The sequence below is a fragment of the Aminobacter anthyllidis genome (assembly GCF_018555685.1).
Taxonomy (GTDB): Bacteria; Pseudomonadota; Alphaproteobacteria; order Rhizobiales; family Rhizobiaceae; genus Aminobacter; species Aminobacter anthyllidis.
The window spans coordinates 484,116-507,910 of sequence record NZ_JAFLWW010000004.1 but is presented as its reverse complement, the minus strand read 5'-3'; the positions used below and the strand labels follow the sequence as shown (position 1 = coordinate 507,910).

Here is a 23,795-nt window from a genome sequence, read left to right as displayed (position 1 = left end):
CTTGTTTCCGCCGCGACATGAAGCCGTTCTTTTAGATATGCTCCCTGTGGCGCGAAACCTTTTCGCGATTTCCGCAGGTTTGCATGCTGCACCAGCGGCGTTTGCCGCCTCGTGATGTGTCCAGGAAAAGCCAGCCGCAGCGTGGACAGGAGCGCAGCCTTTCTCGCGGCAGGGTGAAGTAGGCTTCCACCGACAGGGCCGCCAGGAATGCGATGACGGCGTCAAAGTGCCACCGCTTAATCAGCGTGAGTTCCGGTCGCGCGCCGTTGGGTTCGATGGAACCAGTGGCAAGCCCGGTTGCTGTCCCGGAGAAAAGGAAGCTCAGCGGTTGCACTGCAGGAGGCTTTCCTGCAGCGATGGTCCCGAAGACCTCGGCAGACGCCTCCCGGACCGCATGGACCCTTCCACCAACGCATCGCCGGTTATGCTGGCGATCGCTTTTGCCTGGCGAGCATCGGCTAGTCCCAATGCGTTAAGCCAATTTCCGATGTCGTGGGCGGATTTGAGCAGCTCGTTATCCTGCTCGGGCACTCGCCGGTTGAACACCGCATTCGCAAGGTCGAGGGCGGGATGCCCCCCGATGAAATGCTCTGGCACCCATTTGGTATGTGCGCTCGCCACGGAACATAACCCTTATCTGCGTGTTATCCGGTTACTAAGGATGTAACCGGTATTGAGATGATATCAGGTTACGGGAGGTCAGTCGATGCTCCCTCAACCCGAGAAGGAGAAATGAGGTGCAGACCTATCGCCATAAGACCCGCCATGAGACGATCAATGAGTGCGCCGGGCGCGTGGTTGGGCGCGCTTAGCAAAGCATTGGTTGTTTGATAATCGGCGCCGACGGATTTCACGGACGTCCGGGCGGTAAGCATACGTGGGCACCGCCCGCGTTTGCCGCATTGCAGCGCCTCACCGGCGTCGTACCCTGACATTTCAGCTTATCAGCCATCCAAAACCTGCCAGTCGGGTTTCCACCCCACTTGAAGTCTACGGGAATCCTTTTCCTCGATCTTGCAACGGATTCGTTCCGGCAAGGTCAGCTGCTAGGCTGAAGTCATCCGCAAGTGCACGTTTCGCGAGCTCTTTGCGGATCCAAACAGCACAAACAATCTCCGTTGGCGGATGGATCAAAGCCTAGCAGGCTGGCATCGTGTTGCTCGACAAGAGTGCCTTTCCGATGTCTCCGTCGAGAGCAAACCGCTCGCAGCGCTCGCCGTCGGACTCATCAATGTAGCTTTCTACATGTTTGAAGCCGAGCTTGGCCAAAATCCGCAGCGACGCGAAATTGCGCGCAACCGCCTCGGCTGTCACCTGTTGAAGCGTCAGAGTTTCAAAGGCGTAGCGGAGGACTTCGCGCGCCGCCTCGCTGCCCAGTCCCTGCCCCCAATGCGCACGCGCAAGCACAAATCCCAATGCGGCTGTCTGGGCGTCGGTTGCGCCGAAAGACAGGGTTATCGTCCCGATCGCGTCCGATATTCCTACTTGGTCTATGGACCACTTGATCGCCTTACAGTCAATGAACTGCTGACGCGAACGGGCGAACCATCGCGCGCCTGCACTTATGTCGTCGGGAACGGGATCGCCGGCAAGGGAGGCGGACTCGAAATCCGTCGCGCGCGCAAACCATGCTGGGATATCCCGTTCACTCGGCGCCCGGAGCACGAGCCTTGGTGTCGTGAGCTTAGGAAATAGGACTGGTTCCATAAGGCATTTTCGATCTGAGGCGGTGCCAATGCAACAGCACTGGCGGGGTCGCGTCAGCCAATGCGAGAGGCGCACAAATTTCGCCGACGATGCCCACGGGCGGTTTGGGGCTGACAGCAGACAGTCCGGCTTCGAGCCTCTGATGTGCAATAGCTGCCGGCAGAAAAGCGCGTCGATCCCAGAGACGGCTTCCGCCCCCACAGACGGCAATAGCTGCCATTCCTCTCCCCAACCCATTTTCGCCGAACCATGCGTGGTTAAACGATCAGACAGCGACCCATCTCATTCGGCACCTGTACCGTAGTCGCAATTACGTACCGCAGAATGTATTGAGGACGCGCTCTTCGTCTGCTGGTGGCTGCGCGTATTCCTCCATCTCGGGCTGCTCGTCGAACGGGCGCGCCAGGACGGCGAGCAAGCTCTGGAAAGGGCGAAAGTCGCCTTCATCGGTGGCGGCGGCGATGGCAGCTTCGACACGGTGATTGCGTGCTATGTACTTCGGGTTCACCCTGCGCATCCGAGCACGCCGGTCGGCTGCATTCTCCGGCTCGCGAGCCAGCCGTTCACGCCAGCGCGAAGCCCAGCTATCGAAAGCAGTAGGGTCGATGAAGTGGTTGCGGACTCGGCCTGCGCCGCCGATCTCATGCGCGAGATCGCGAAATGTAAGGGTGAAATCCGCCCCGTTGCGCGCCATCAGGTCAAGCAGTTCGGCAGCAAGATCAAGGTCGCCCGGCTGTTCGGTAAACAGCCCGATCTTGTGGCGGATGCCTTCATGAAACGCAGCCTCGTAGCGTGCCTGGAACGATCCGATCACCGCTTTCGCCTGTTTAAAGCCTTCATCGTCTCCGCCTGCTTCGCTTCCCAGAATGGGCAGCAGCGCTTCGGCCAGTCGCGCCAGGTTCCAGACGGTGATGCGGGGCTGGTTTGCAAACGCGTAGCGGCCTTGATGGTCGATGGAACTGAACACAGTCGCCGGATGATAGGCGTCCATGAACGCACATGGACCATAATCGATCGTCTCGCCAGAAATTGCGACGTTGTCGGTATTGAGGACGCCATGGATAAAGCCGACCAGCATCCATTGTGCCACCAGCTTCGCCTGCGCTTCTACAACGGCATTGAGGAACCCAAGGTAGCGACGGGGGACTTCGGTGAGATGCGGATAGTGCCGCGCAATTGCGTAGTCCGCCAACGCCCTCAGGCCGTCGATGTCTTCCCGTACGGCAAGGTACTGGAACGTGCCGACGCGGATGTGGCTGGCGGCAACGCGCGCTATCAGCGCTCCGGGAAGCCTGGTCTCGCGGTAGACGTGCTCGCCAGTGGCAACCAGCGATAGGGTTCGCGTAGTTGGGATCCCGAGTGCGTGCATCGCTTCGCTGACGATGTACTCGCGCATCATCGGTCCGAGCGCTGCGCGCCCATCGCCATTGCGGGAAAACCGGGTCGGACCGGAGCCCTTCAATTGAACGTCGCGCAATTGGCCGCTCAACGCCGTGCCCTTCAACACCCCAATACCGGGGTCCCTTTTGCGCGAAAAACCAGGGTCCCAATTCCGTGGTCATTGACACGCAGGCGCAGCGTGACGAGCTGTGGCAGGCAGAAGCGTTGGGAAGCCTTATTCGTCTCGGCGGCTCATTGGCCTGTTTGGACATGAACAAGGCGGTGAATTGAGTCGTGGTGGCCAGCGAGCTACCCTTTTGCCTGACAGAGTACCTTTTTCAGAACTGGCGGAGCATCACTGTGGTCGCCAATCTGCTGGCGGGCATTTAGCGGTGCTTGGTGCGGTACTGGATGGGCGACGGCGCTCGAGACGCTCTATCGCGTTGTTGCTCGTCGAGGCGGCTCGATATTTTCCGATTGCTGAAGCTTACCTCGACTACGCGCAGGACGCATATGCAGCATCGCCGTCGCCCAATTTTGTCGCGAACAAGCTCTTGGCAGGGCGCACGCCATGGTGAAGCAAGCAGACCGGCACTGTATCAGATCGTTCTGCGGGGAACCCGCCAGGCAAGAACGCAAGCCCTGGCGCAGAAGGCGGCGATGGTCAGGAATACACCCTGAAAGGCCCAGTCGAAATCTGACTGCAAATACTCATGCGCAAACCCGGGCACGGCCGCCAGACCAGCCTGGAGTTTCTGCTCCGTCTTCGGGCCGTTGGCACTGAGAAGTGCAGACATCATCACGCCGCCCAGCGCAGTTCCGCAGGCGGCACCGATCGAGCGTGACAGCGTGACCGACGCGGAAGCCACCCCAAGCATCTTGCCACCGGCTTCGGCCATGACCGTCAATTGCACAACGCCCATAACCGTTCCCATGGCGGCCGCCACGACGCTGAACCAAAGCACGACCGCAATGGTGGACAGATGTGATATCCAAAATGCCAGCGTGACCAGGATCGCGGTTCCAGCGGACAAGGCGATCGAGGGGAACAGCATCGTCAGGCCGGTGCGGCTGACGAGCAGACTGGTCGCAATCGAGCCGACGCCGACGCCGAGCGTCATCGGCAACAACATGAGACCGATGTCCGCAGCTGAAGCATCGCGAGCGACACCGAGATAGACCGGCACGAAGGTCATAAGCGAAACGTAGAGCGCGCCGTGGAACATTGCCAAGAACTCACTGAGCCGGATGGTCGGGTTGTGGAAGAACATCAGTGGCAGCAAGGGATCGCGCGACGAGATGCGGGTGCATGGCCGCGTAGAGGCCGGCACATCGGTCAAGGTCATCGCTGGTGCTCTCTCTGGCCTTCATGGTCCGGTGTCAGCATCGACCGACGCTCACGTCATCATGATGCTGCAGATGTTCGGGCGGGAGGTGGCGGCAAAGGTGCCGCTTGAAAAATTGGGCCAAACAGGATAGTTACATTTGCAACTGATTTGGCGAAACGCTTGTCTGTGCGGGGCCTGAGTGTCACCAGCCGAAGCGATGCGGGGCAAAATCGCCGCCCCGCCGCTGGGGAAATGCACCCAATTGGGAGTAGTCGGTTTCCGCTGCCATCGCTAACAGACAGCAGCGGAAACGCCTTCATCAGTTGTAAATCTTGACGATTTTGCGAGTCCCCGGCTCAACGAGGACTGTCTTATTGTCGATGACGACATACTGGTATGTGACGTCTGGGACGCCTTCAATGGAGTGAACCTCAACCGTCTCCGGCAACGCTGTACCGACGTTGAGTTCCACGCCTGGCAGAGTGATAGAGGCGAGAGGCTTTTTCTTGATGTACTCGCGGATGACGGTCTCGCGTTCAGGGGTGATAATTACATCCTGAGCCCACGCGGCGGAGAAGCTGGTTGCTAGTGCCAATGCTGCAATCACTGCGATCTTCATCAGAGAACTCCTGGTTTTGCTTACGTCCCCTGGGGAGGACAACGCAGGCATTCCCGTTGAGTTCCTGAACGATTCTGATTTCCCCCGAGCGCCCAGTTCCTACGATGAAGGCTGCAATCGTTTAGCGCTCAAGTACATGAGCGCTGCCGCTGCCTTCGTTCTCTCCCAGCCGACTGCTTCAGCACTATCCAGAAGCCTGTCGAGATGAATTGCGAGAGCGTCCTGGCAATCACCGTCATAGTCCACCGAAAGGGGCTGATGCTGCGGGGATCTGACTGTCTCTACCTTACCCATATTTTGGTCACCTCGTTGTTTCGCTCCGGCCAATATCTCTTTTTTCGCGACGTCGTCCTCAAGAGATCATGTCGACCGCTCAAACCGGCGAAAGGATCAACACATGCCCCGACCATCTGAGATGACACAGGAGATATGCGACGCGATCTGTCGGATATCAGTGGTCATCCCTTGTAAGGGAAGCCCGGTTCCTGGCGAAAAAACGCTAACGGCACGGCTTCAGTTCTATCCGATCTTCCTGATGCGCCCCTTTTCCAGTTGGAACACTCCACTGGTCCCGCCCTGTTGTTCGAGGTCCGTTAGAAGCTCGTCCCAACAACCTAGATATTCGCCGCAATCCTCACATGATATCGGCGTGTCAGCCTCAACGTCGTGAGGAATTCGCAACCGAATTGTTTGGCAATAAGGACATTCGAGCCTGTGATCGAGGTACCCATTGATGCCCATTATCGTATCCTCACACGCGTAGATGAGATGACGCGCGCCGGAGGAACGCGTCCGCTTAGAGACCTCTCCTGTGTTGACCTAAGTAGCGAAAGTAGAGAGCGCCCGCGCCAGGAGGGGGGCTGGCAGCGCGGGCGCAAGGCTCTCTCGGTTGCCGGGTGGGGGGATGGCAAGGGGCGAGGCTTAAGGGGCGATCCTATTCCCTATTGAGGTAGCGTCAAGTGCCTGGGCCAGCATGCCTGACCTAGCTAGCGGACCATTTTTATATTGCCAAATAACGATGCCCGGAGCGTACACGCGCCCCTCAGTGATCGCGCTCCGGAGCAGGGGGCCTGCCGCTTCTTTTCCAACCGGGAAGCGGTGGGCCTTTTCCATGTCGGAGACTTCGCCAGGTGGAGTGGGTCGATGAGGGCGCCCCGCTGGCTTCGGCTGGCGGGGCTTTTGCGTTTGATAAGGCTGGGATTGCCTTTCCGCATGGCGGAATGACCGTACCACCTCGCAAACAAAAACCCCGGCCGGAGCCGGGGTTTGAAACGTCGCATGACTGCTACTCAGAATTTGTAAGCTAGACCGACTCGGACATCGCTGGTCTTGAAGCCAAAGCTGCCTGAGGCGCCTCCTTCGGAGAAGTCCAGATCACCATAGTCCGAGTATCTATACTCAGCCCGGCCCGTAAGGTTGTCGGTGAAGGCATATTCTACACCCACACCAACCGTCCACCCGACCAGGGTGTCGCTGTATTCCTGAACCGGCGTCCCACCGGTGAAAACGGTTGCGTCAGCTCCCGCAAATGCCACGCCACCGGCGATGTAAGGCAGGAACCGATCCACGGCATAGCCAAGCTTGGCTCGCACCGCGCCCGTCCAATTCAATTCGTAGTCGACGCCGCCACCTGGAACTGGAATACCGAAGAGGAATGCTTGGCCAAAGCCATCAATGCCAGACCATGCAATATCGGCGTCAATGCCCACCACGATGTTGTTGGCCAGCTGGTGGTTGTATCCCGCATAGACTCCACCCAACCAGCCATCGATATCCGCAGGGGCAGCAACCACACCGACATCAGATGACAAGTCGCCGTCGCCCCAGCCGTAACCCGCTTGAAGACCAACGTATCCGCCAGTCCACACAAATCCTGCCGGCGAAATCTCAGGGGTTGGCTCAAGCACGACCGCATCGGCCGCGGAAGCGATGCCTGATAGGCCGAGCAAGAACACGCTTGATAGCAAAAACTTCGTCACAACAGTTCTCCGATTTGATCCCCCAGCAGAAAGTAACACGGGGCCGAGAAGTTCATACGACCCTGGCCCCGTTTTCTATAATTCGCTTAGTAGAGTTGCCAAAATACAACAGCTTTTTGGGTCTGCCCGCATGACGCAAGTGTTTCCGGACCTTTCAATTGCTTGGCTCTGGCGTCACCCGCCCTACTTGGCAGCTCTGCAGATGAGCCCCGCTGCCGAAGGGGGGCTGGGGCCCTTTTTGCTTTTAGGCGTTCCCATCCACTTCGTCGTCTTCGTCGAGCATCGGCACGCAGATACTCGCCGTGCTCCAACCAGTCGCCCGGGGTTTACCGGCCGTTAACGCCGCCGCTACGGCTTTCGCCTCTCGTTGAATGCGTGTTATTAGCGCCTGCTAACTGAACGTTGGGCAGATTCTTTACCCCGCTGGCTTCGGCTGGCGGGGCTTTTTTGCGTTTGTGCTTAGCGCTGTGCAAACCGAGCGGCAAGGCTTTGCCGGCTTCCAGGACCCTAGGTGTCAGAGCTATCCAAGTACTGCCTGAACTCGTCGATGTGCGTCCAATCGAGGTTAGCGCCCGACTCCGTGGCAATGGAGGCTGTAGGGATCCTGTCGGCCTTTGGAATCGAGAGCGCGTGTTTTAGCGCGTCCCGGAAGGTATCGAAGGCCATCCCTTCGGCTTGCTCGCTCTGAAACCAGATGGCGGGTTCGTTCATATCAAATGGCATACTCACCTCAAGGTGCTGATCTCGACGGGCTGGTCCACTGAAGACACGTTGCGTGCCCGATCTAAGAACCCAAAGACCATGAGCCCAACCATCATCAGGGCAAGGGCGAACAGCATCTGCAGTTTCTTCTCTTAGTATCGCGGCACCTCGGGAGCGGTGGGTCCTTCACGGCTGGTGTTTTGCATGTGGTCGTGCAGTAGATTGATTTCTGCCCAACCAAATTGAACGCCTGACTGCGTCACAATGCTGGCCGCCTGCCGTTGTCGGGCCGACGGAATCGAGATCGCATGCCGAACCGCTTGGGAAAGGTAAGTAAAAAACAGCCCGTGTGTGAACCTGTTTTCGTAGAAGGTCGCGGGCTCTCTTAGCTCCACTCCTTCTGGATGGGGTTGAGGAACGTTAAGCGCGCCTGAAAGTTCCCAGAAGAGCGCAGACTGAAGAACCACCGGCGCCGGGCCTGCTCAATCCACCCGACAGTGGCGCCGACCTCTCCGCGTCTGTGCGGGCCACTGGCCAGCGTCACGATCGGATTCCAGGCCGGGGCGGACAGTGCTAACGTCCGTGAGGCGAACAAGGCGTCGTCAGTCCATGATGTATACGACCTTGTAGGTCTGGGGATCGATAAGCAGCAGTCACATTGGCAATGTAGGCCTTCGGTGAGCACGAGCCCCGCTGCCGAAAGGTGGCGGGGCTTTTGTCGTAAAGGTGATGGAACGATTCCGGTCTCTGGCACTTGGTTGCCAGGAGAGCGGTGCCATGACAGACATCCATCATTTGGCAGACTTGGAATTCATCCAAACTGAGTTGCACGCCATCAGGAAGCATATTGGGCGGTCAGCCGCTAAAGCCCTCTTAGAGGAAGTTGACACGCTGCTTTCAGTCACGGAAAGCAGTTTAGGGCTTGTTGTCGCAAAAGTGCGGGATGCCCCGCAAGCATCAAGTAGTTCACGCTAGGCGTTTGATCCGGCCCTGCTCAATCTGAAATATCCCGTGGGTGCCGCCTTAGCGTTCGAAGTCGCTTTGCAGGTCATCCCAAAGGCCCAGATACGCACCGCAGTCGATACAGGAGATTCGGGTTTCGGGACCTGCATCGGCGGGAATTCTTAGCTTGATGGTGCCACAGAACGGCATTCGAGCTTGTGATCGAGGTACTGGGCGTCGCCCATGGTCGGCTCCCTGGTACAAAGATGAACCCCAAAGCTAGAGAAGGCCCAGAGGGCGCCCGCGCCAGGAGGGGGCTGAGGTGGCGCGGGCGCAAGGCTCTCTCGGTTGCCGGGGCGGGGGACGCTGGGGCAAGAGGGTGAGCGTAAATGCGATTTTATTCTCTGCTTACGTAACGTCAAGTGTCTGTAGGCTCTGCTAAGGGAGGAGCTTTTGCTGATCCGACATTCACCGGCCGATAAAGACTAGGACGGCACCACCGGCGGCCGAGGCGGAGGGAGCTATTGCGAGTGGCTAGCGGTGTGTTAGATTAGGATTTGCTAACTGAAACATTTGGGTAGACGCATTAGCCCGCAGGCTTGGGCCTGCGGTTTTTTTCGTTACCCCATCCTGCATTTCCCCGCCCTGCAACCATACGAGCTTCTCTACGTTGGGGCACAGGGGCTTCTCCAGGGAGAAGGTAATGCAGAAAATTCTCATTGCATTGGGCATTATCGCCCTCACGAGTGCCGCCGCTTTGGCTAGCTCCACAGAAGGTGTGGTAAAAGAATATATCAAGCACACCAAGATAATTAAGCTAGAAGACGGCAACAGTTACGCTGTGCCGTTTGAGGTTGCCGTGCCATCCGAACTTCCCCCTGGGTCAAAGGTTTTAATTACGTTGGATGACAGGGATTCCCGCAAGGTAACTGGTGTCAGCGTTTCACCGAGGTAGGAGGCGCCTCCACAGCACTTTATGCCCCCGCCCGAAAAGCCCCGCCTAACAGCGCGCTGGCGTTGGGATTGGGCATCGCGAGCGGACCTAGCTGGGTCCAAACGGAGCAGCCAGCCCAAGGCCAGGCTACGGAGTGTGCAGCCGGGGCCCAATCGGCGGACTGTCCCAAGCCGGAAGGGTCGAAAGGCAGCAAGCAGGACCGGGTAGCTCCCGAAGGCGGTGCGGCGACTGAAGGCAGTGGAACGACCAGCGAGGGAACTGCCCAGCCCGAGAAGCCGGCTGCGGATGCCCAAAAACCCAAGGCAAGTGAGCAAGGACAAGCCAGTGAACCTGCAGGCGGTCAACAGGCCGAGCAGCCAAAACAGCCAGCCTCAGGGACTGACGCGGAACAACCCGCTCAAAGCGGCCAGGGTGAGCAGCCGAAACAGGGCGAAGCCACCCAGCAGAACGTCAACATTACTATCGAGCAAAAGACCGAGATCACCCAGATCATCAAGGAAGAGAAGGTCGAGCCGATCACCGTAAATGTAGACGTATCGGTCGGCGTGGTAGTGCCGCAGACCGTGAAGGTGAAGTTGAGACCGCTTCCGCCCAGAATCGTCAAAATCGTTCCAGCCTACGCAGACTATCTGTTCTTCCTGCTAGCCGATGGACGTATCGTGATCGTTGAACCTTCGACACTCAAGATAGTCGTAATCCTGGTCTAGAACCCTAGGGAACGCTTACGGTACGTTGACGTTATATTCATTGAGCGCGCGCGCTCCGTTGATGAACACACTTTGCGTCGCTCACAGGGGGCCTGCTGGATCGCATCCCAGCAGGCCTTCTACGATTGGTAGGTTCCAAAACGGTTGTCGAAACCAGGAACTTTCCGCGAGGTAATTCGTTCTGCTCTTGCGAGGATGAGTGGCGTGGTTTTGTCCTTTTCCCACGCCCACCAAAGCCCCGTTTGTCCGCGGGGCTTTGGTGTATATGGGCTCGCGAGCCGAACCGCGAATATTGCTAGGATTGATCACGGCTCGTTGAAGTCCACGCAAATAACTTCATCAGGGCCTTCCTGCGGGATTTGCTCGCATGTCGTCAACGAGGGGCCCAGCCAATGGCTGGCTTGGTCGCCAAGACGCGTCGCCTCATCAGCAGCAAGCTCGCGTGCTCGCTCCTCCGAACTCGCGCGAATGACGATCTCAATGATCTGCTCGCGGAGGCCGTTTGGATTCATAAGAAGATACAGTTTCGCCATTCGTTTTTTTCTGGACCCATTATAGGCTGGCAGCGTCGTCACCTCGATGGCCCGAGGCGAACGGTTCCGCCCGTCCCGGTCGATGTTATCTTGGATGCGCGACCATGCCCTTTGCAAGCGATCCAACTCAGTGACGTGCATCGAGCACGAGTGCCGATGTCTTCGCTTTATGCGCTGCTTGGTTTTGCGCCGGCACTGTATAGGCGTACCGGCCGTTGGTCCTCCAATCCGCGGCGCTTCGTGGACTGGGATGTCCGTCTAGGTGAAGGGTTTCGGGTGCCAGCCGGCGTACGAAAGCCTCTCATGCAGGAACCCGCGGGCCACAGTCGATGTCTATGGGGATTTCGATTTTTGGCTGATGTCGGCGATGGCGTAACCGTCTCGCGGAAGCGCCGTAATCGACACGAGCGGACCGCTCCATGAAGTTTGTGCGCGGCTTTCCAGGCTCGGCGTGCAGCCGGACACATCTCTGTCGGTGTCGATGGTCACCATGTGCGTGTGCAGATCCGCTACCGGAGACTGAGTGCCAGCGGTTTGAAGGTTGAGCATGCCATGCCAAATCATGGATGGTTCTCCGGGTTCGCCGTGGTTGTGTCTGGCGGTGCGCGCGGCTGCCTCCATCGTTCGAACGCCTCGATGACGATCATGCGTCCGCCGCAGCACGGGCATGACGGGCGGAATTCGTCCGGTTCGTCCTGGGCATCGTCATCGGGAGGTGGGGCAACGCAAAGCAGTTCGCGGGCGCGTGCGATGCGGTTCTTCCGAGTCGAGCCGGCGAGCAGGCCGTAATGACGGATGCGGTGGAAGCCGCGCGGCAGGACATGGAGCAGGAAGCGGCGAATGAACTCATCAGTCGCGAGCGTCATGACCTGCTGCCGGTCGGTGCCGTTGCGACGATAATCCTTGTAGCGGAAGGTGACGCCGCTCTCGTCGAAGTTGATCAGCCGGCGGTTCGAGATCGAGACCCGGTGGGTGTAGCGCGATAAATAGGCGAGCACTGCCTCCGGTCCCCCGAACGGTGCCTTGGCGTAAACAACCCAGCGCTTCTTCCCGACGGGAGCCAGGTGGTGCAGGAAGGCCCGCCGTTTGGCGAGGTACGCCATCGACCCAAAGAAGGCGAGCCGGCCGGCGTCGTGCAGCGCGATCAGCCGTGTGAGGAAGAGCCGGCGGAAGAGCTTGCCGAGCACGAGCACGGGAAGAAGGAAGGCCGGGCGCGACGAGATCCAGCGGCTCCCGTCCGGCGCGATGCCGCCGCCTGGTACGATCATGTGGACATGCGGGTGGTGGGTCATCGCCGAGCCCCAGGTGTGGAGCACAGCGGTTATGCCGATGCGCGCGCCGAGGTGCCTCGGATCGGCCGCGATGGTCAGCATGGTCTCCGATGCCGCCTTGAACAGCAGGTCGTAGACCAGCGCCTTGTTCTGGAAGGCGATGTCGGCGACCTCGGCGGGCAGCGTGAACACGACATGGAAGTAGCCGACCGGCAGTAGGTCAGCCTCCCGCTCGGCAAGCCAGGCGCGCGCGGCCGCACCCTGGCACTTCGGACAGTACCGGTTGCGGCAGCTATTGTAAGCGATCCGCCACTGGCCGCAGTCCTCGCAGGCTTCGACATGACCACCAAGAGCTGTGGTGCGGCAGTGCTCGATCGCCGACATGACCTTGAGCTGGGTGAGGCCCAGGTGTCTGGCATGGGCGGCCCGGTAGGCAGGACCGGCGACACGGAAGATGTCGGCGACCTCCAGATCCGCGCGCACGGATCAGCCGGGCGGCGTCTTGCCTTCCATCAGTGCCATGAGCCGGTCGAGTGGCCCGGCGACCGCGTGGATCGTCCGGGTCGAGACCTTGGTGTAGAGCGCGGTCGTATCGAGCTTGCTGTGGCCGAGCAGCACCTGGATGACGCGGATGTCGACGTCTTGTTCGAGCAGATGGGTGGCGAAGCTGTGCCGCAGCGTGTGCGGGCTGACGCGCTTGCGGATGCCGGCGACTTCGGCTGCCTCCTGAACCGCGCGGTGCAGTTGCCGCGAAGAGATCGGATCGGTGCAGCTGCGCCCGGGGAACAGCCAGCCATGCGGGAGCATCACCCCGCGCCGCTTGCCTTCGCGCCACCACAGCCGCAGCAGTTCCAGCAGCTGCGGCGAGAGCATAGCGTTGCGATCCTTGCGACCCTTGCCCTGTTCAACGCGGATCAGCATGCGCGTGCTGTCGATGTCGTCGACCTTGAGATGAGCGACCTCGGACACACGAAGACCAGCGCCATAAGCGGTGCCGAGCGCGGCCTTGTACTTGATGCCTGGTGCTGCTTCGAGCAGCCGGGCGGCTTCCTCCACGCTCAGCACGTCGGGTAGCTTGCGCTGATACCGGGTGATCACCAGCGCACGCGCGAGATCCCGCCGCTTCAGCGTCACCAGGAACAGGAACCGCAGTGCGGAGACCCCACCGTTTATCGTCGCAGGGCCGACGCCGTTCTCATGCTGATACAGCTGGAAGCGGCGGATGTCCTCGGACGTCGCGGAATCGGGAGAGCGTCGGAGGAAGACTGCGAAGCGCCGGACGTGACGAACGTAGTCCTGCTGGGTATGGGAGCCCAGGCCGCGCATGAGCATGTCTTGCTGCATGCGCTGGCGAAGCGGCGTGGTCGGTGCATTGGTCAACAGGGTATCCATGGCGAGTTCCTCTCGTTGAAGGGAACTCCATGGTCAGGCCGCAGCTTCTACCCGCTCAAGGCCCATGCCTGTCGCGTCATCTCAGAACGAGGCGACTCTCCCGCGAAGCGGGTTAGTGCATGGGGCCGATTCCTGACCGGCAACTTCACGGTACCAATCGTCAAAAGCGGACATTCAGGTAGACATTCAGAAATGTTGTCATCTGCCCCTTAGTGGACCTACAGTTTGCGGCTCGTATGAGGCGCCTTTGGTATTGTTAGTAGTGGTAGGAAATTATGCGCATTCGGTCGGCGATTATCGATGACTACGAGGCGCTTTGCGCCATCGATTCCGTTGCTGAGACGAGCCTAGAGCGCCGTGATCAAATTCGCAGCTGGCTCGGATCGGCGTGCTGTCATGTTGCTGAGAGAAATGGCCGGGTAGCCGCTTACGGCGTGCTGACAAAGCACTTCTTTGGCCAGCCTTTTGTCGAGATGGTGATGGTGGGCCGAGAATTCCGTCGTCAGGGATTGGGCGCGTCGATCATCAAGCATTTCCAATCGATTATCCCTGATCGGAAACTATTCAGCTCCACCAACATGTCCAACAGGCCAATGCAGATGCTGTTTGCTGAGTTGGGCTTCAGGCCGAGCGGGCACGTCGACAACCTTGATGAAGGGGATCCGGAGATCATTTTCTACCACGCCGCCCCTTAGGCGGGAGTAGTACGGGCTTCCGTTTTCTACTTCGTTTGGGAACAGTCCGTTTCGGGGCCGAGAGCGGACCGGCGGCTTTCGGCGTTCGAAGTACGGCAGCGGACGTTCGCCCCCGTGAGACTAAGGCTCAGACAGACGCTTTCTGCCATCCATAGTATCCGATCAAGGGCGGCAGCTATCGGCAGCGCAGAGTGCTTCATCCCTCATGACCCATCCCAGGAGGATTCGGTCACAGCGATCCGTTTTGAGGAACATATCCTATCGACCGGCTGCGATGTCAGACCGTTCCCGATCAAGGCAAGGGGTGCTCAAGCTGATGGAGGCCGGGCGCCGGCTTTTCTCCAACCATTCTGGTTCAATGAGGCAAGGTGCCCACTCGGCGACGCCGTAGGCGACCTTTTCGCGGGCCGCTACGAGTAGCCCTGCCGGCCTTAGCAGTCGCGATCCAGGCGGCGTTTGAGGCGCTGTGCCGAGGTCATTTCTCCCTCTTCGTCTTCCTCCTCGTCGTCGCCCGAGGCCACGTCGCGGGACAGCATGATCAGCGCGTAGCCGTCGCGTTGCACCAAGACCTGCTCATAGAGAGGCGCCGGCTGGCGTCCCCTTTCCACATGGAGCCACACGCCGGCGTCGGTCTCGTCGATGTCGCTGGCCACGCCCTGTTCATGTGTCCGGCGGCGCAGGAGGGAGTGCGCGGGGACCATAGCCCCGGCAGGGATCGCCAGCTTGGGAAATTTGAGCGCGTTATGATAATCGCGCAGCACCCTGCCGTTGTGCGTCACCACGACCGCGACTGGCTCTTCGCGGAAGTGCACATAAGCGCGGGCGGTGGCCTCTTTGCTGACGTCGTACTTTCTGGCGATGGCCGTCATCTGACGGATGTCGGGATCCTTGCCGACCGCCACATCGACCCGGAATTTCGGCGGCGGCAGAAGGAGCTGCGAGGCAAAGCGATTGGCCTCGACTTCCATTTTCAGCCGCCGGTCCGACTCGCCGCCCTTCAGCTCCCGCATGTCCTGCAACTTGCACAGAAATTGCCCTTCGGCTGACGGCACATGCGACGGCATCAGGAAATGTCCGAGCTCGTGAGCGATCGTGAAGCGACGCCGCTCTCGCGGGCTTGCCGCGTTGAAAAGGATCGTGCCCTTGAATTTGTCCGGCGTGGTGATCAGCCCGCCTTCGAAGCCTTTCGTAGTAAGTGGCAAGATTTCGTGGATATCCAGCCTCAGGCATAGCTCTTCGATCGGCACCGGGATCGGCAGTTGAGGCTCACACTTGAGGATCTCGAGAACGAGGCGTTCGGGGCTGCCCGCGTCGGCCAGGTCCATCCGGGTGATGTTCATGGTTTGCGGCTGGCCTTCAGCCGCTCAGCAATCAGCGCGATGGTCTGGCGGTCCTCCGGTTCCAGTTCGCTGAGGTTGCGATAGAGGGCGATCAGATCAGGCTCCTCCTCCGCAGCGGTCGGATCTTCACCCACCAATTCGGCAACGCCGATCTTGTAATAGTCGGCAAGGCCCTTCAGCAAGCCTAGGGACGGGTTCTTGCTCGCGCCGCGCTCCAGGTCCCAGATATGCGCCTTCGAGGCGCCGACCGCGTCGGCGACCTCCTGCAGCGATTTCCCGCTGCGCACGCGCAGCTGCTTCAGCTTGACGGCCAGTTCCACCATTCAGTCTTTCTCCGGAATCACGTGTGGCGCGCTCGCTTTCGCGGCACGCCGTCTGATCAGGCACCACAACATCATACCACAGCCATTGACGCAAGCCTTGGCGTAAGATATAGCCTTACGAGTTTGTAGCAAATGAGCCTTAACGGAGCCTTTCATGAGCAAAAATCAGCATGTGGTACCTCGCGACGGTCAGTGGGGGGTGCTCGGCGCCGGCAACAGCCGGGCGACTTCTCTTCATCCGACCCAGGCCGATGCCATCGCATCGGCACGGCAGATCGCCATCAACCAGCATAGCGAGGTGGTCATCCATCGGCCCAACGGGCAGATCCGCGACTCCAACTCGTACGGCAACGACCCCTACCCTCCCAAGGGCTAACAGAAAGAAGCATACAATGACTGACAACGACGACAAGACGGGTCCTCACGATAAGACCATCACCATCGTGGTAAACGGCACCCCGCATCAGGTGCCAAAAAAGGACGAGCTGACCTATGCGGAGGTGGTGACTTACTTCGACCCCACCTACCCGCAGCACCCGCAGACGGTCTATTCGGTGACCTACACCCGCGGCGACAAGCCCAAAGAGGGCACACTGGCCCCCGGTGGCTCGGTCAAGGCCAAGAACGGGATGGACTTCCATGTTATTCCAACTAGCGAGTCATAATGCCGACATCCAGATGCTGATCGACCGGGGCTACGCGCTCCGGCTCGACAGCAACTACCTTGCCGCCAGGGACATCCCGTATCTCGACGCCGAGGGCGGCCTGTGTTGGGGTGCGATTGTCAGCACCATCAAAGATATCGACGGCACGCGGGTTCAGCCCGAGGACCATCAGGTCTTCTTTGCCGGCGGCGTGCCTCATGGACTTGACGGCAAGCCAATTCCGATGCTCGGCGGCGGTGCCGCCACCGTGACGCTGGCAAAGGACGACATCGTGGTGCAGCGGTCGTTCTCCAACAAGCCGCCCGGCGGCCTCCCGGACTTCTTCGTCAAGTTCGAACACTACCTGTCGATCCTCTCGGGGCCTGCCATTCACAAGTATCCGAACGCCAACCCTTTCACCTTCGACGTCGACGAGGACGCCGGCCCCGAAAGTGTTTTCCATTTCCGCGACACGCTGACGAGCCGGGCCCTGATCGGTGATCTCGCCGCGAAGTTCGCCAGCGAAGTGGTTGCCGTCATCGGATTGGGCGGGACCGGCGCCTATGTGCTGGATTTTCTGGTGAAGACTAATGTGCGTGAAATCAAGGGCTTCGATCCAAAGCCCTTCCACGTTCACAACGCGTTCCGCTCGCCCGGGCGGTTGCTGCAGGACGAGCTCGACAAGCCAAAGGCTGAAGTCTACCGGCAGCGCTACGAGAACTTTCGCAAGGGGCTGCATCTCGAAGCCAAGGCTATTGACAGCAATTGCGAAGCTGATTTCGCCGGCGTGACCTTCGCGTTCGTCTGCGTCGACAAGGGCACGGCACGTGCGGAAATCTTCGACCTGCTCATGCGCCTGGGCATTCCTTTCATCGACGTCGGAATGGGGCTGGTCCGCCAAAACGGTGCGCTTGCCGGCATGGTCCGCACGACCACGTTCCTGCCTGAAAATGCCGCCGAAGTCCGCGGCAAGGGACTGGTGCCGCTTACCGACCCGCCCGGCAACGAATATCGGCTCAACATCCAGATTGCCGAACTCAATGCCCTTAACGCCAGCATCGCCATGTTGCGTTATAAACAGCACTGCGGATTTTACGCACACGAGCTGCCGGCCTATAATTTGTTGATGAACACCGTCATGCCGCGCCTTTTTGCGGAGCCCGTCGAGTGACTGACTTCCGGTTGGCCGAGGTCCATTATGTGCCGGCGGTGCTGGAGCCCGGCGTGCTGTATGTCTCCGACGAGTACAAGATCGCGATGCATCTTTGCGCATGCGGCTGCGGCAGCAAGGTGCCGGTCTCGCTCGGTCCGACTGGCTGGAAGGTCACTAAACGCAATGGCAAGCCAACCGTTCGGCCTTCGATCGGCAGTGGGCAGCTGCCTTGCAACTCACACTATTTCATCACCGACGGCCGTGTCGATTGGCTCCGCGCTATGAGTGCCGCCCAGACCGTGGCAGCGCTTAAGTCTGACCATGGCCGGCGCGAGGCCTACTATCGCGATCTGAACCGTAAACCCCGCTGGTGGGTCAGGCTCTGGAAAGGACTGCTCGGCCTGGTCGGCCTCGGCTAGGCATAACGTTCTTGCCTAAGGCGCTTCGACGTCAGTCTGCCGGTGTTTTTCACGCCGCGCCTGCCCCTGGCTGCGCGATTGGAAAGGTCGCGAGGTTCCCGGCGTAAGATCCGGTCTGCAAGCGCCGATCCTGGTATTTTCCGCGATGGTTGAACAACGCCAACTTGCACTTCAAGAAGCCATTGGGAGGCGTCCCATGCATCAAAGATATCCATGTCGTAGTTGAAGGACGTCGAATGCGTGACTCCGTTGCGAAATTCGGTCAGCAACGAGAACCCGTCGCGGACCGGCTGCCCTTTCTTGGGTTTCAAGCGTTTGCGAAGCAAGTCGGATTGGTCAGCCGGATCTCCTTCCCCCTCCACTGGCTCGGCCTGGCGGAGCGCAAGCCGACCCCAGGTCGGGGTGGGAGAGCGTTTGCAAACCGACAAAGCCCCGATGGCATTGAGCCCTGGTGCGATCTTCGGCGCCGAGCGGTGGCTTGGGGGTCGGTGTCGTGGTCGAGGCCAGTGGCTTGCTGGGTCTTCAACGGCATTCCGGTTGGTGGTCTGCGCGGCGTGAGTGACGGTTTGTGTGTCGACGCGGCCGTCTTGTCCCGATCCTGCCCCGCTCCACTCGCTGCGCTCCCGTGTTGGGGACAAGCCAGCCCCAGGCGTCGCCCCGGTGGAACGTCCTCCGGGACAGAAACCAACCAAAAGAGAATGATCATGAAAACCAACAGCAACGCCTGGTGTCGCTGCCGTTACGACTATACGCTTGAACCCCTGTAACGGTCATTTGCCGACTCGTTCTTGAGCGACTGCATTTGGCGCGACCGCAGCCTCCGGAGTCCTCGCTTGCGATGTCTGCTTTCAGGACGCGGCGAAGCTGATCTCTATTGCTGAGATGAGGGCGCAAACCAGAATGGCGGCTCGGGACCTAAAGCTGCGGTCCATCGCTGGAAGCGCCAAACGGATCACGAAACACGGGAACCGGCTTGGTCCCCGTTCTTGTAATAGTGCGCGACCTGTGGATGATTTCTGAGAGCCTCTGGCCGGTAAGGACCGAACTCTGCGCACTGCTGCACCTCTGCAAAGGCAAATCGCTCAAGGACAGTTGGATGCAATTCTGCACCGGGCTTGACGTCGCGCACCTTCACCTTCCACCCCATTCCGGTCGTCCAGCGCTGCAGCCATTTAGGAACGCGCGTTTCTAACGTGTCTTTCATTCCGGCAACCTCGCAATGCTGCACACCGCTAGCCGCCGGGAACAACGACAGATGAGGTGCTCCCGTCATGGTGCCAATTACCTGCTTGCCGTTGGCGACTACGGGAGCCACCTTTAGACCGTTCGGAACGGACGTCGCCTCTTCGATCATCCAGACGAGCGCAATATCGGAAAGTCGCGATTCCACTTCGGGGTAGCTGCCCCCTATGTCGGAATGATTGCCGGCGAACCAGGGTTGCTTGAGGCGCTTGTGGCCCTCGATGACGTCAGCCGCCTGAGCTGTATTGCCCCATCCTACTCGGTCGAAATCTGCCCTTGTTTCATCGGTCGCATTGGCAGCACGGGCGTAGGAGACAAATCTACTCAACAGACGATCGAAGTGTTCCGCCTTCCACTCGGCAATGTGGATTTTCACATCGCCGGCGTTTGGAAAGTCCCGGATCGTCTTACGCGTTTCGTTGCGCTGCGCTTGCCTCAACACATATGCGCCCGCTATGGCGCCGAGCGCGATGCCGAGCCAAAAAATCGTCCAGAAGGAAACCGGCAGTAGCCAGGCGAGGAGCCATCCGAGGAGCACGGCAGGCATGATGGCTGCAGCACACCCGAGCCCAATCGCTCCCACCAGGAGACCAGTTTGTATTGCGATCCGTCGGAAGCCCTTCGTTCCCAAGGCTGCAACGGTGTCGAATACACCGACAAAATAGGGCGCCGCATTCGAGCGGTGTACCTCTCCGGATTCATGATGCGAGCCATAGCGAGTTCGGAAGCGTCGCGCCATCTCAAGGCGTTCGTCTTCAAAGGTGGCGCGAGGGTGACCTGCCCCATGTTCTAAGACGTCGTGCACCGCTTCTTTTGCAATGTCGCGAATTGTCTTTCGGAGACGGGGTAGAGGTTTGCCCTCGATGCTGGCGGGAACGCCGCAGAGCATCAAGAGATTCGCGACGGAACGCGCGGTGTAGGCTCCCCTGCTGAGCCCGAAAAGGAAGATCCGGTCGCCAGGCTGGTAGTGATTGAGGATAAACTCATAGCAGTCGGCGATGTTGTGGGTGATACCTTTGCCGGAGACCGATGCTAATAGCTTCTGCGTTTGACGGACGATGTCAGTCATCCCGCTGGCCGAAGTCTCCGTACCGAGGCCGGGATCGTAGAAAGAGACCTGGTCCGCTGGATCGATCGGACTATCCGGACTAATGCGGCAGGCGCGGTAGAGCTTGTAGACATTGCTCATGCGCTGTTCTGCGCGAACCCCGCCTTCCTGCCCCGTACCATCCGAGAAAATGACGATATTCTTGCTCATTCGGCCCTCTCTCTGGCTCGAATCTTGCGCGTACAATTACACGGTGCAGGTTGTTTTACAAAGATCGTTCTCTTCGATGATACCAACGTAGCTCGCTCCACCAGCGCCGACAGTGTCCGCTTTCGGGGGATTTCGAAGCCAATCGCTACGGCCAATATGAGGGCGCGTTGCGACCCGGCAGCATCGGGGCCGTATCCGGACGTTCCGCTTTCGGGCGTCGAGGTCGAATAGCTGCCATTGAAGGTGAAATGAGCTCTGCGACGGCTTCCGACCCTTGTCGGACGTACATCGCGACATTTGCAGGCCCGGAAAGCTGACATTGCCAGTGCGTGTAGCCATCGGTCATATCTGATGCCGACGTTATCGGCAGATCGGACCGCCTAATCGGTCGTTCTGCTTTAGGAGCAAACATATGACCGTTGATGTGCCGCCCAAACGATACCCTGAGATGACCGACAAGGTTGCGCTTGTAACCGGGGGAAGCACTGGAATCGGCCTTGCAACCGCGCAGGCTTTTGCCCGAGAGGGCGCGACCGTCATCATCGCCAGCCGCAATGAAAAGCGCGGTAAGCAGGCCTTGAGCACGTTAATGGATAGTGGCTGCGGGAGTTGGGTTGAGTGCGATGTCACGGACGGTCGAGAGGTCGAGAATCTCATTTCGTCGATACTGAAAGGCTACGGTCGGATTGACTATGCCTTCAACAATGCAGGCAGCGGCGGGAAAATGTCTCCGGTGGCAAATATGACCGAAGACGCGTGGAGCAAGACGATAAATGGCTACCTTACGTCCGTCTTTCTGTGCATGCGCCACCAACTGCCGGCGATGCTCAAGGCGGGGCGTGGAGTAATCGTCAATAACTCATCTGTTGATGGGCTCCGAGGATACCCACTCTTGGGTGGCGCCCCCTATTCTGCCGCCAAGCACGAAGTCCTGGGACTGACGCGCAGTGCAGCACTTGAACATGCCAAAGACGGTATCCGGATCACTGCGATCTGCCCTGGGTGGGTAGGCACACCGCCGGTCGAAAACTTCATAAGGAAGAACGCGCAAATCGGTGCCCAAATCATAGGGCAAGAACCTATCAGTCGGCTGGGCACGACCGATGAAGTCGCTAACGGCGTCCTCTGGCTTTGTTCGGACGCCGCGTCCTTCATGCTCGGAAGTCCGCTTGTCCTCGATGGTGGTTATATGGCGTAGTTATTGGTGCTGGTTGCAGGCATATGGGCCACATTGCGCCCGCTTTCGAGGCGCGCTGCCCAATAACCGACAGACCTCCCGAGGACAGACAGAACGGAGCAGAGGCGGTCATCCGCCATGCATCGGGGATGACCGCTTCAATGTCAGATTTCAGTTCGCTCGGCCAAGAGCAGCGCATCCTCCACATCGACGCCGAGATATCGGACAGTGTTCTCGATCTTGGAGTGGCTAAGCAGGATCTGTATGGCGCGGAGATTCCAGTCGCCTTGTAGATCATCGACGACTTCGTGCGACGAAGCGAGTGGGTGCCATACTCCTCTGGTCGCAGCCCAATCGCTGCGACCCATTCGTCAACCAGGCGGGCGTACTGCCTCGTGCTCATGTGGCGGGCGTGATTGATCCGGCTCGGGAATCCATAGTCGTCGACCGATCCTCCGCGCCTTTCAAGCCAAGCCAGAAGGCTGGCTCTTACGTCGCTGGTGATCTCGAACTGGACCGGCCGGCCCGTCTTTTGCTGAACGACAATGGCACGGGTCCGGATTTCTGCCCCCGCAACCAGATCGCGGATCCTGATCTTGACCAAGTCGCAGCCGCGCAGCTTGCTGTCGATTGCCAGATCGAACAGCGCGCGGTCCCGAATGCGTCTCTCGCGATCGAGGAAGAAGCGAACAGCCCAGATCTGTTTCTGTGTCAGCGGACGCTTGGCTCCTAACTTCTTTCCTGCATTCCAAGCGGCGCGCTCAGGGCAAGCGTCATCGTATTGAGAGTGACCCATGTGAGTTCTCCTCGGCCTTGATTGGCCCATGGAGAAACGGATCGCCAGCATCACCGCCTAGGGGCCGAGAGCAGACTGACTGCTTTGATAAATACATTTGGCTAAAAGCGGACGCTCCATGCCCGAGCAGTCAAACAGCTCGCCTCAACGAAAATTCTCTCGAACTCATCCATTCCGGTTTTGGCCCCCCACCGCGCGCAATGGTGGGAGAAATGAATTCCAGGAAAAATGCCGACGATGTGCGAGTTTTTTAATATTGCGCACAATATTGCCATTTTGTGCAGGTTATATCAAATCCATGCAGTGGCGAGGCACTTTTGGAGTTTCAATGGCATTTCGAGCGGATGAAGCGGCGGCGGCTGGATATGAAAAGGCGAAGAACTATCTTATCTCACGCCATTTTGAACCAGCGACGCGGATCAGATCAGAACGTGCGCTGGAGGAAATAATCGCCGAAATCGGTCCCGCGGTAGAAAGTTACCCGACCTGGCATCCGCTCGTGATGCGGCAAGACCGCCAGCACCCTGAGATGTGGCCTAGCGAACGGTGCGGATATGCCGGCCTCGACCACACCTGCTACTTTGCGCATGGCTTCATCACCTGTCCCTATGTCGATGGTCAGGCTGTGATCGACTCTGTGGAGAAGCTTGGGTTTCACGCGGCGGCTTCAATCACTGCGGAACGGTTGAACGTCCCTTTCTACAGCGAAGGGGCGACGCCGATACTCGTCCGGTGCGAGTGGACGAAACGCATCGAGCCAAACCATCTCATTCCCAAGCACGTCGCTGTGCCATTGATGATCGAACAAGAGTTGCCTTGCTGGACGTGGGCGGAACGGGCGGAAACCTGGGACACCATGCGGGCCTACCTTTTAGGGCAGCCGCACGGCAATCGGTCCTCGCTGTTTGTAAGCCAGGATACGGCGCTTGCATTGAAGAAGATGTATCTCTCGATGGTTGAGTCTGGAATGTTCGGTCCATCGAAATAATAGCGCATTGGCCGGACGACGCGGGGATGAATAGAGCGCGCTGTGCGGGATGGTGACGTATCGGATGAAGGAGCTACGCGGCCCTTCGTAACGCCCCTTGTGCCGAATTCTCCGAGCTTCCCGACAGTCATCGAACTTGGCCGTCCTAAGGAAGCGTTGTTCTTGCGCGCAATCGGTGCGCTGTCTCGAGGACAGCTGACGGTCTGCCTCTTGACGCGATTCGGCGCGCCGGAAAGAGCGAGATG

At 59.2% G+C, this 23,795-nt stretch carries 25 protein-coding genes and 1 pseudogene; 11 read left to right on the top strand and 15 right to left on the bottom strand.

The window, feature by feature from the left end:
• Nucleotides 1-31: 31 nt before the first annotated feature.
• The 5 genes from J1C56_RS16205 to J1C56_RS16190 all read right to left on the bottom strand — a co-directional run bounded on the left by J1C56_RS16205 (nucleotide 32) and on the right by J1C56_RS16190 (nucleotide 4,283).
• Nucleotides 32-334, bottom strand: a complete 303-nt coding sequence (locus tag J1C56_RS16205) for a CGNR zinc finger domain-containing protein (RefSeq protein WP_338001453.1) — start codon at nucleotides 332-334, stop codon at nucleotides 32-34.
• Nucleotides 322-531, bottom strand: coding sequence for a hypothetical protein (locus tag J1C56_RS33665; RefSeq protein WP_420797407.1), 210 nt, complete (start codon nucleotides 529-531; stop codon nucleotides 322-324). Before J1C56_RS33665 ends, J1C56_RS16205 begins: the two co-directional genes overlap by 13 nt.
• A gap of 606 nt (nucleotides 532-1,137) precedes the next feature.
• Nucleotides 1,138-1,707: a GNAT family N-acetyltransferase gene (locus tag J1C56_RS16200; protein ID WP_214391078.1), complete on the bottom strand. Its 570-nt coding sequence runs from the start codon at nucleotides 1,705-1,707 to the stop codon at nucleotides 1,138-1,140.
• Nucleotides 1,708-2,017: 310 nt separating this feature from the next.
• Nucleotides 2,018-3,196 carry a protein adenylyltransferase SelO gene (locus J1C56_RS16195; protein ID WP_246591439.1) on the bottom strand — a complete coding sequence of 393 codons (1,179 nt, stop codon included), beginning with the start codon at nucleotides 3,194-3,196 and terminating at the stop codon, nucleotides 2,018-2,020.
• 490 nt (nucleotides 3,197-3,686) lie between these two features.
• Entirely contained in the window at nucleotides 3,687-4,283 is a 597-nt protein-coding gene (locus J1C56_RS16190) for an MFS transporter (RefSeq protein WP_214391077.1), read from the bottom strand.
• A 61-nt stretch (nucleotides 4,284-4,344) separates the two neighbouring features.
• On the opposite strand from J1C56_RS16190, the gene J1C56_RS16185 reads away from it, so the two are divergent.
• Nucleotides 4,345-4,566, top strand: coding sequence for a hypothetical protein (locus tag J1C56_RS16185; RefSeq protein WP_214391076.1), 222 nt, complete (start codon nucleotides 4,345-4,347; stop codon nucleotides 4,564-4,566).
• Between the two features lie 168 nt (nucleotides 4,567-4,734).
• Here the strand turns inward: J1C56_RS16185 and J1C56_RS16180 are convergent, their stop codons facing one another.
• Nucleotides 4,735-5,034 carry a DUF1236 domain-containing protein gene (locus J1C56_RS16180; protein ID WP_214391075.1) on the bottom strand — a complete coding sequence of 100 codons (300 nt, stop codon included), beginning with the start codon at nucleotides 5,032-5,034 and terminating at the stop codon, nucleotides 4,735-4,737.
• Nucleotides 5,035-6,323: 1,289 nt separating this feature from the next.
• The gene (locus J1C56_RS16175; protein ID WP_338001452.1) at nucleotides 6,324-7,013 is read right to left on the bottom strand and encodes an outer membrane protein; all 690 of its coding nucleotides are present in this window, start codon (nucleotides 7,011-7,013) and stop codon (nucleotides 6,324-6,326) included.
• 1,479 nt (nucleotides 7,014-8,492) lie between these two features.
• Here J1C56_RS16175 and J1C56_RS16170 point away from each other — a divergent pair.
• From J1C56_RS16170 to J1C56_RS16160, 3 genes are all read left to right on the top strand, one after another.
• Nucleotides 8,493-8,690 carry a hypothetical protein gene (locus J1C56_RS16170; protein ID WP_214391073.1) on the top strand — a complete coding sequence of 66 codons (198 nt, stop codon included), beginning with the start codon at nucleotides 8,493-8,495 and terminating at the stop codon, nucleotides 8,688-8,690.
• Between the two features lie 670 nt (nucleotides 8,691-9,360).
• On the top strand, nucleotides 9,361-9,612 hold the full coding sequence (locus tag J1C56_RS16165; RefSeq protein WP_214391072.1) for a DUF1344 domain-containing protein: 252 nt from the start codon (nucleotides 9,361-9,363) through the stop codon (nucleotides 9,610-9,612).
• 68 nt (nucleotides 9,613-9,680) lie between these two features.
• Nucleotides 9,681-10,319, top strand: a complete 639-nt coding sequence (locus tag J1C56_RS16160; protein ID WP_246591437.1) for a DUF1236 domain-containing protein — start codon at nucleotides 9,681-9,683, stop codon at nucleotides 10,317-10,319.
• A gap of 305 nt (nucleotides 10,320-10,624) precedes the next feature.
• Here J1C56_RS16160 and J1C56_RS16155 read toward each other — a convergent pair whose 3' ends face one another.
• From J1C56_RS16155 to J1C56_RS16140, 4 genes are all read right to left on the bottom strand, one after another.
• A complete protein-coding gene (locus J1C56_RS16155; protein WP_214391071.1) occupies nucleotides 10,625-10,852 on the bottom strand; it encodes a hypothetical protein in 228 nt (75 codons plus the stop codon).
• A 333-nt stretch (nucleotides 10,853-11,185) separates the two neighbouring features.
• Nucleotides 11,186-11,416 carry a hypothetical protein gene (locus tag J1C56_RS16150; RefSeq protein ID WP_214391070.1) on the bottom strand — a complete coding sequence of 77 codons (231 nt, stop codon included), beginning with the start codon at nucleotides 11,414-11,416 and terminating at the stop codon, nucleotides 11,186-11,188.
• The gene (locus J1C56_RS16145) at nucleotides 11,413-12,606 is read right to left on the bottom strand and encodes an IS91 family transposase (RefSeq protein WP_214391069.1); all 1,194 of its coding nucleotides are present in this window, start codon (nucleotides 12,604-12,606) and stop codon (nucleotides 11,413-11,415) included. Before J1C56_RS16145 ends, J1C56_RS16150 begins: the two co-directional genes overlap by 4 nt.
• A 3-nt stretch (nucleotides 12,607-12,609) precedes the next feature.
• Nucleotides 12,610-13,515, bottom strand: a complete 906-nt coding sequence (locus tag J1C56_RS16140; RefSeq protein ID WP_214391068.1) for a tyrosine-type recombinase/integrase — start codon at nucleotides 13,513-13,515, stop codon at nucleotides 12,610-12,612.
• A 275-nt stretch (nucleotides 13,516-13,790) separates the two neighbouring features.
• Between J1C56_RS16140 and J1C56_RS16135 the strand changes: the two genes are divergently transcribed.
• Nucleotides 13,791-14,210, top strand: a complete 420-nt coding sequence (locus J1C56_RS16135; protein ID WP_214391067.1) for a GNAT family N-acetyltransferase — start codon at nucleotides 13,791-13,793, stop codon at nucleotides 14,208-14,210.
• A gap of 431 nt (nucleotides 14,211-14,641) precedes the next feature.
• Here the strand turns inward: J1C56_RS16135 and J1C56_RS16130 are convergent, their stop codons facing one another.
• On the bottom strand, nucleotides 14,642-15,550 hold the full coding sequence (locus J1C56_RS16130; RefSeq protein WP_214391066.1) for an ImmA/IrrE family metallo-endopeptidase: 909 nt from the start codon (nucleotides 15,548-15,550) through the stop codon (nucleotides 14,642-14,644).
• A complete protein-coding gene (locus tag J1C56_RS16125; RefSeq protein WP_246591436.1) occupies nucleotides 15,547-15,873 on the bottom strand; it encodes a helix-turn-helix domain-containing protein in 327 nt (108 codons plus the stop codon). The genes J1C56_RS16130 and J1C56_RS16125 overlap by 4 nt, the downstream gene beginning before the upstream one ends.
• Nucleotides 15,874-16,027: 154 nt before the next feature.
• Here J1C56_RS16125 and J1C56_RS16120 point away from each other — a divergent pair, with 154 nt between their 5' ends.
• From J1C56_RS16120 to J1C56_RS16105, 4 genes are read left to right on the top strand one after another with little or no spacing between them, the layout of a single operon-like run.
• The gene (locus tag J1C56_RS16120; protein ID WP_214391065.1) at nucleotides 16,028-16,249 is read left to right on the top strand and encodes a DUF2188 domain-containing protein; all 222 of its coding nucleotides are present in this window, start codon (nucleotides 16,028-16,030) and stop codon (nucleotides 16,247-16,249) included.
• Between the two features lie 16 nt (nucleotides 16,250-16,265).
• The gene (locus J1C56_RS16115; RefSeq protein WP_214391064.1) at nucleotides 16,266-16,538 is read left to right on the top strand and encodes a multiubiquitin domain-containing protein; all 273 of its coding nucleotides are present in this window, start codon (nucleotides 16,266-16,268) and stop codon (nucleotides 16,536-16,538) included.
• Nucleotides 16,477-17,688 (top strand): ThiF family adenylyltransferase, encoded by a 1,212-nt coding sequence (locus tag J1C56_RS16110; RefSeq protein ID WP_338001451.1) that lies wholly within the window; start codon nucleotides 16,477-16,479, stop codon nucleotides 17,686-17,688. The genes J1C56_RS16115 and J1C56_RS16110 overlap by 62 nt, the downstream gene beginning before the upstream one ends.
• On the top strand, nucleotides 17,685-18,089 hold the full coding sequence (locus tag J1C56_RS16105; RefSeq protein ID WP_338001450.1) for a ubiquitination-like system serine protease family protein: 405 nt from the start codon (nucleotides 17,685-17,687) through the stop codon (nucleotides 18,087-18,089). The genes J1C56_RS16110 and J1C56_RS16105 overlap by 4 nt, the downstream gene beginning before the upstream one ends.
• Before the next feature lie 952 nt (nucleotides 18,090-19,041).
• On the opposite strand, the gene J1C56_RS16100 is transcribed toward J1C56_RS16105, so the two are convergent.
• Nucleotides 19,042-20,589 (bottom strand): DUF2235 domain-containing protein, encoded by a 1,548-nt coding sequence (locus J1C56_RS16100; protein ID WP_214391063.1) that lies wholly within the window; start codon nucleotides 20,587-20,589, stop codon nucleotides 19,042-19,044.
• Nucleotides 20,590-21,001: 412 nt separating this feature from the next.
• Here J1C56_RS16100 and J1C56_RS16095 point away from each other — a divergent pair, with 412 nt between their 5' ends.
• On the top strand, nucleotides 21,002-21,787 hold the full coding sequence (locus J1C56_RS16095; RefSeq protein ID WP_214391062.1) for an SDR family oxidoreductase: 786 nt from the start codon (nucleotides 21,002-21,004) through the stop codon (nucleotides 21,785-21,787).
• Nucleotides 21,788-21,930: 143 nt separating this feature from the next.
• Here the strand turns inward: J1C56_RS16095 and J1C56_RS16090 are convergent.
• Nucleotides 21,931-22,562, bottom strand: a pseudogene (locus J1C56_RS16090) (tyrosine-type recombinase/integrase).
• Nucleotides 22,563-22,890: 328 nt separating this feature from the next.
• Here J1C56_RS16090 and J1C56_RS16085 point away from each other — a divergent pair.
• Nucleotides 22,891-23,550: a hypothetical protein gene (locus tag J1C56_RS16085; protein WP_214391061.1), complete on the top strand. Its 660-nt coding sequence runs from the start codon at nucleotides 22,891-22,893 to the stop codon at nucleotides 23,548-23,550.
• Nucleotides 23,551-23,795 lie beyond the last annotated feature (245 nt).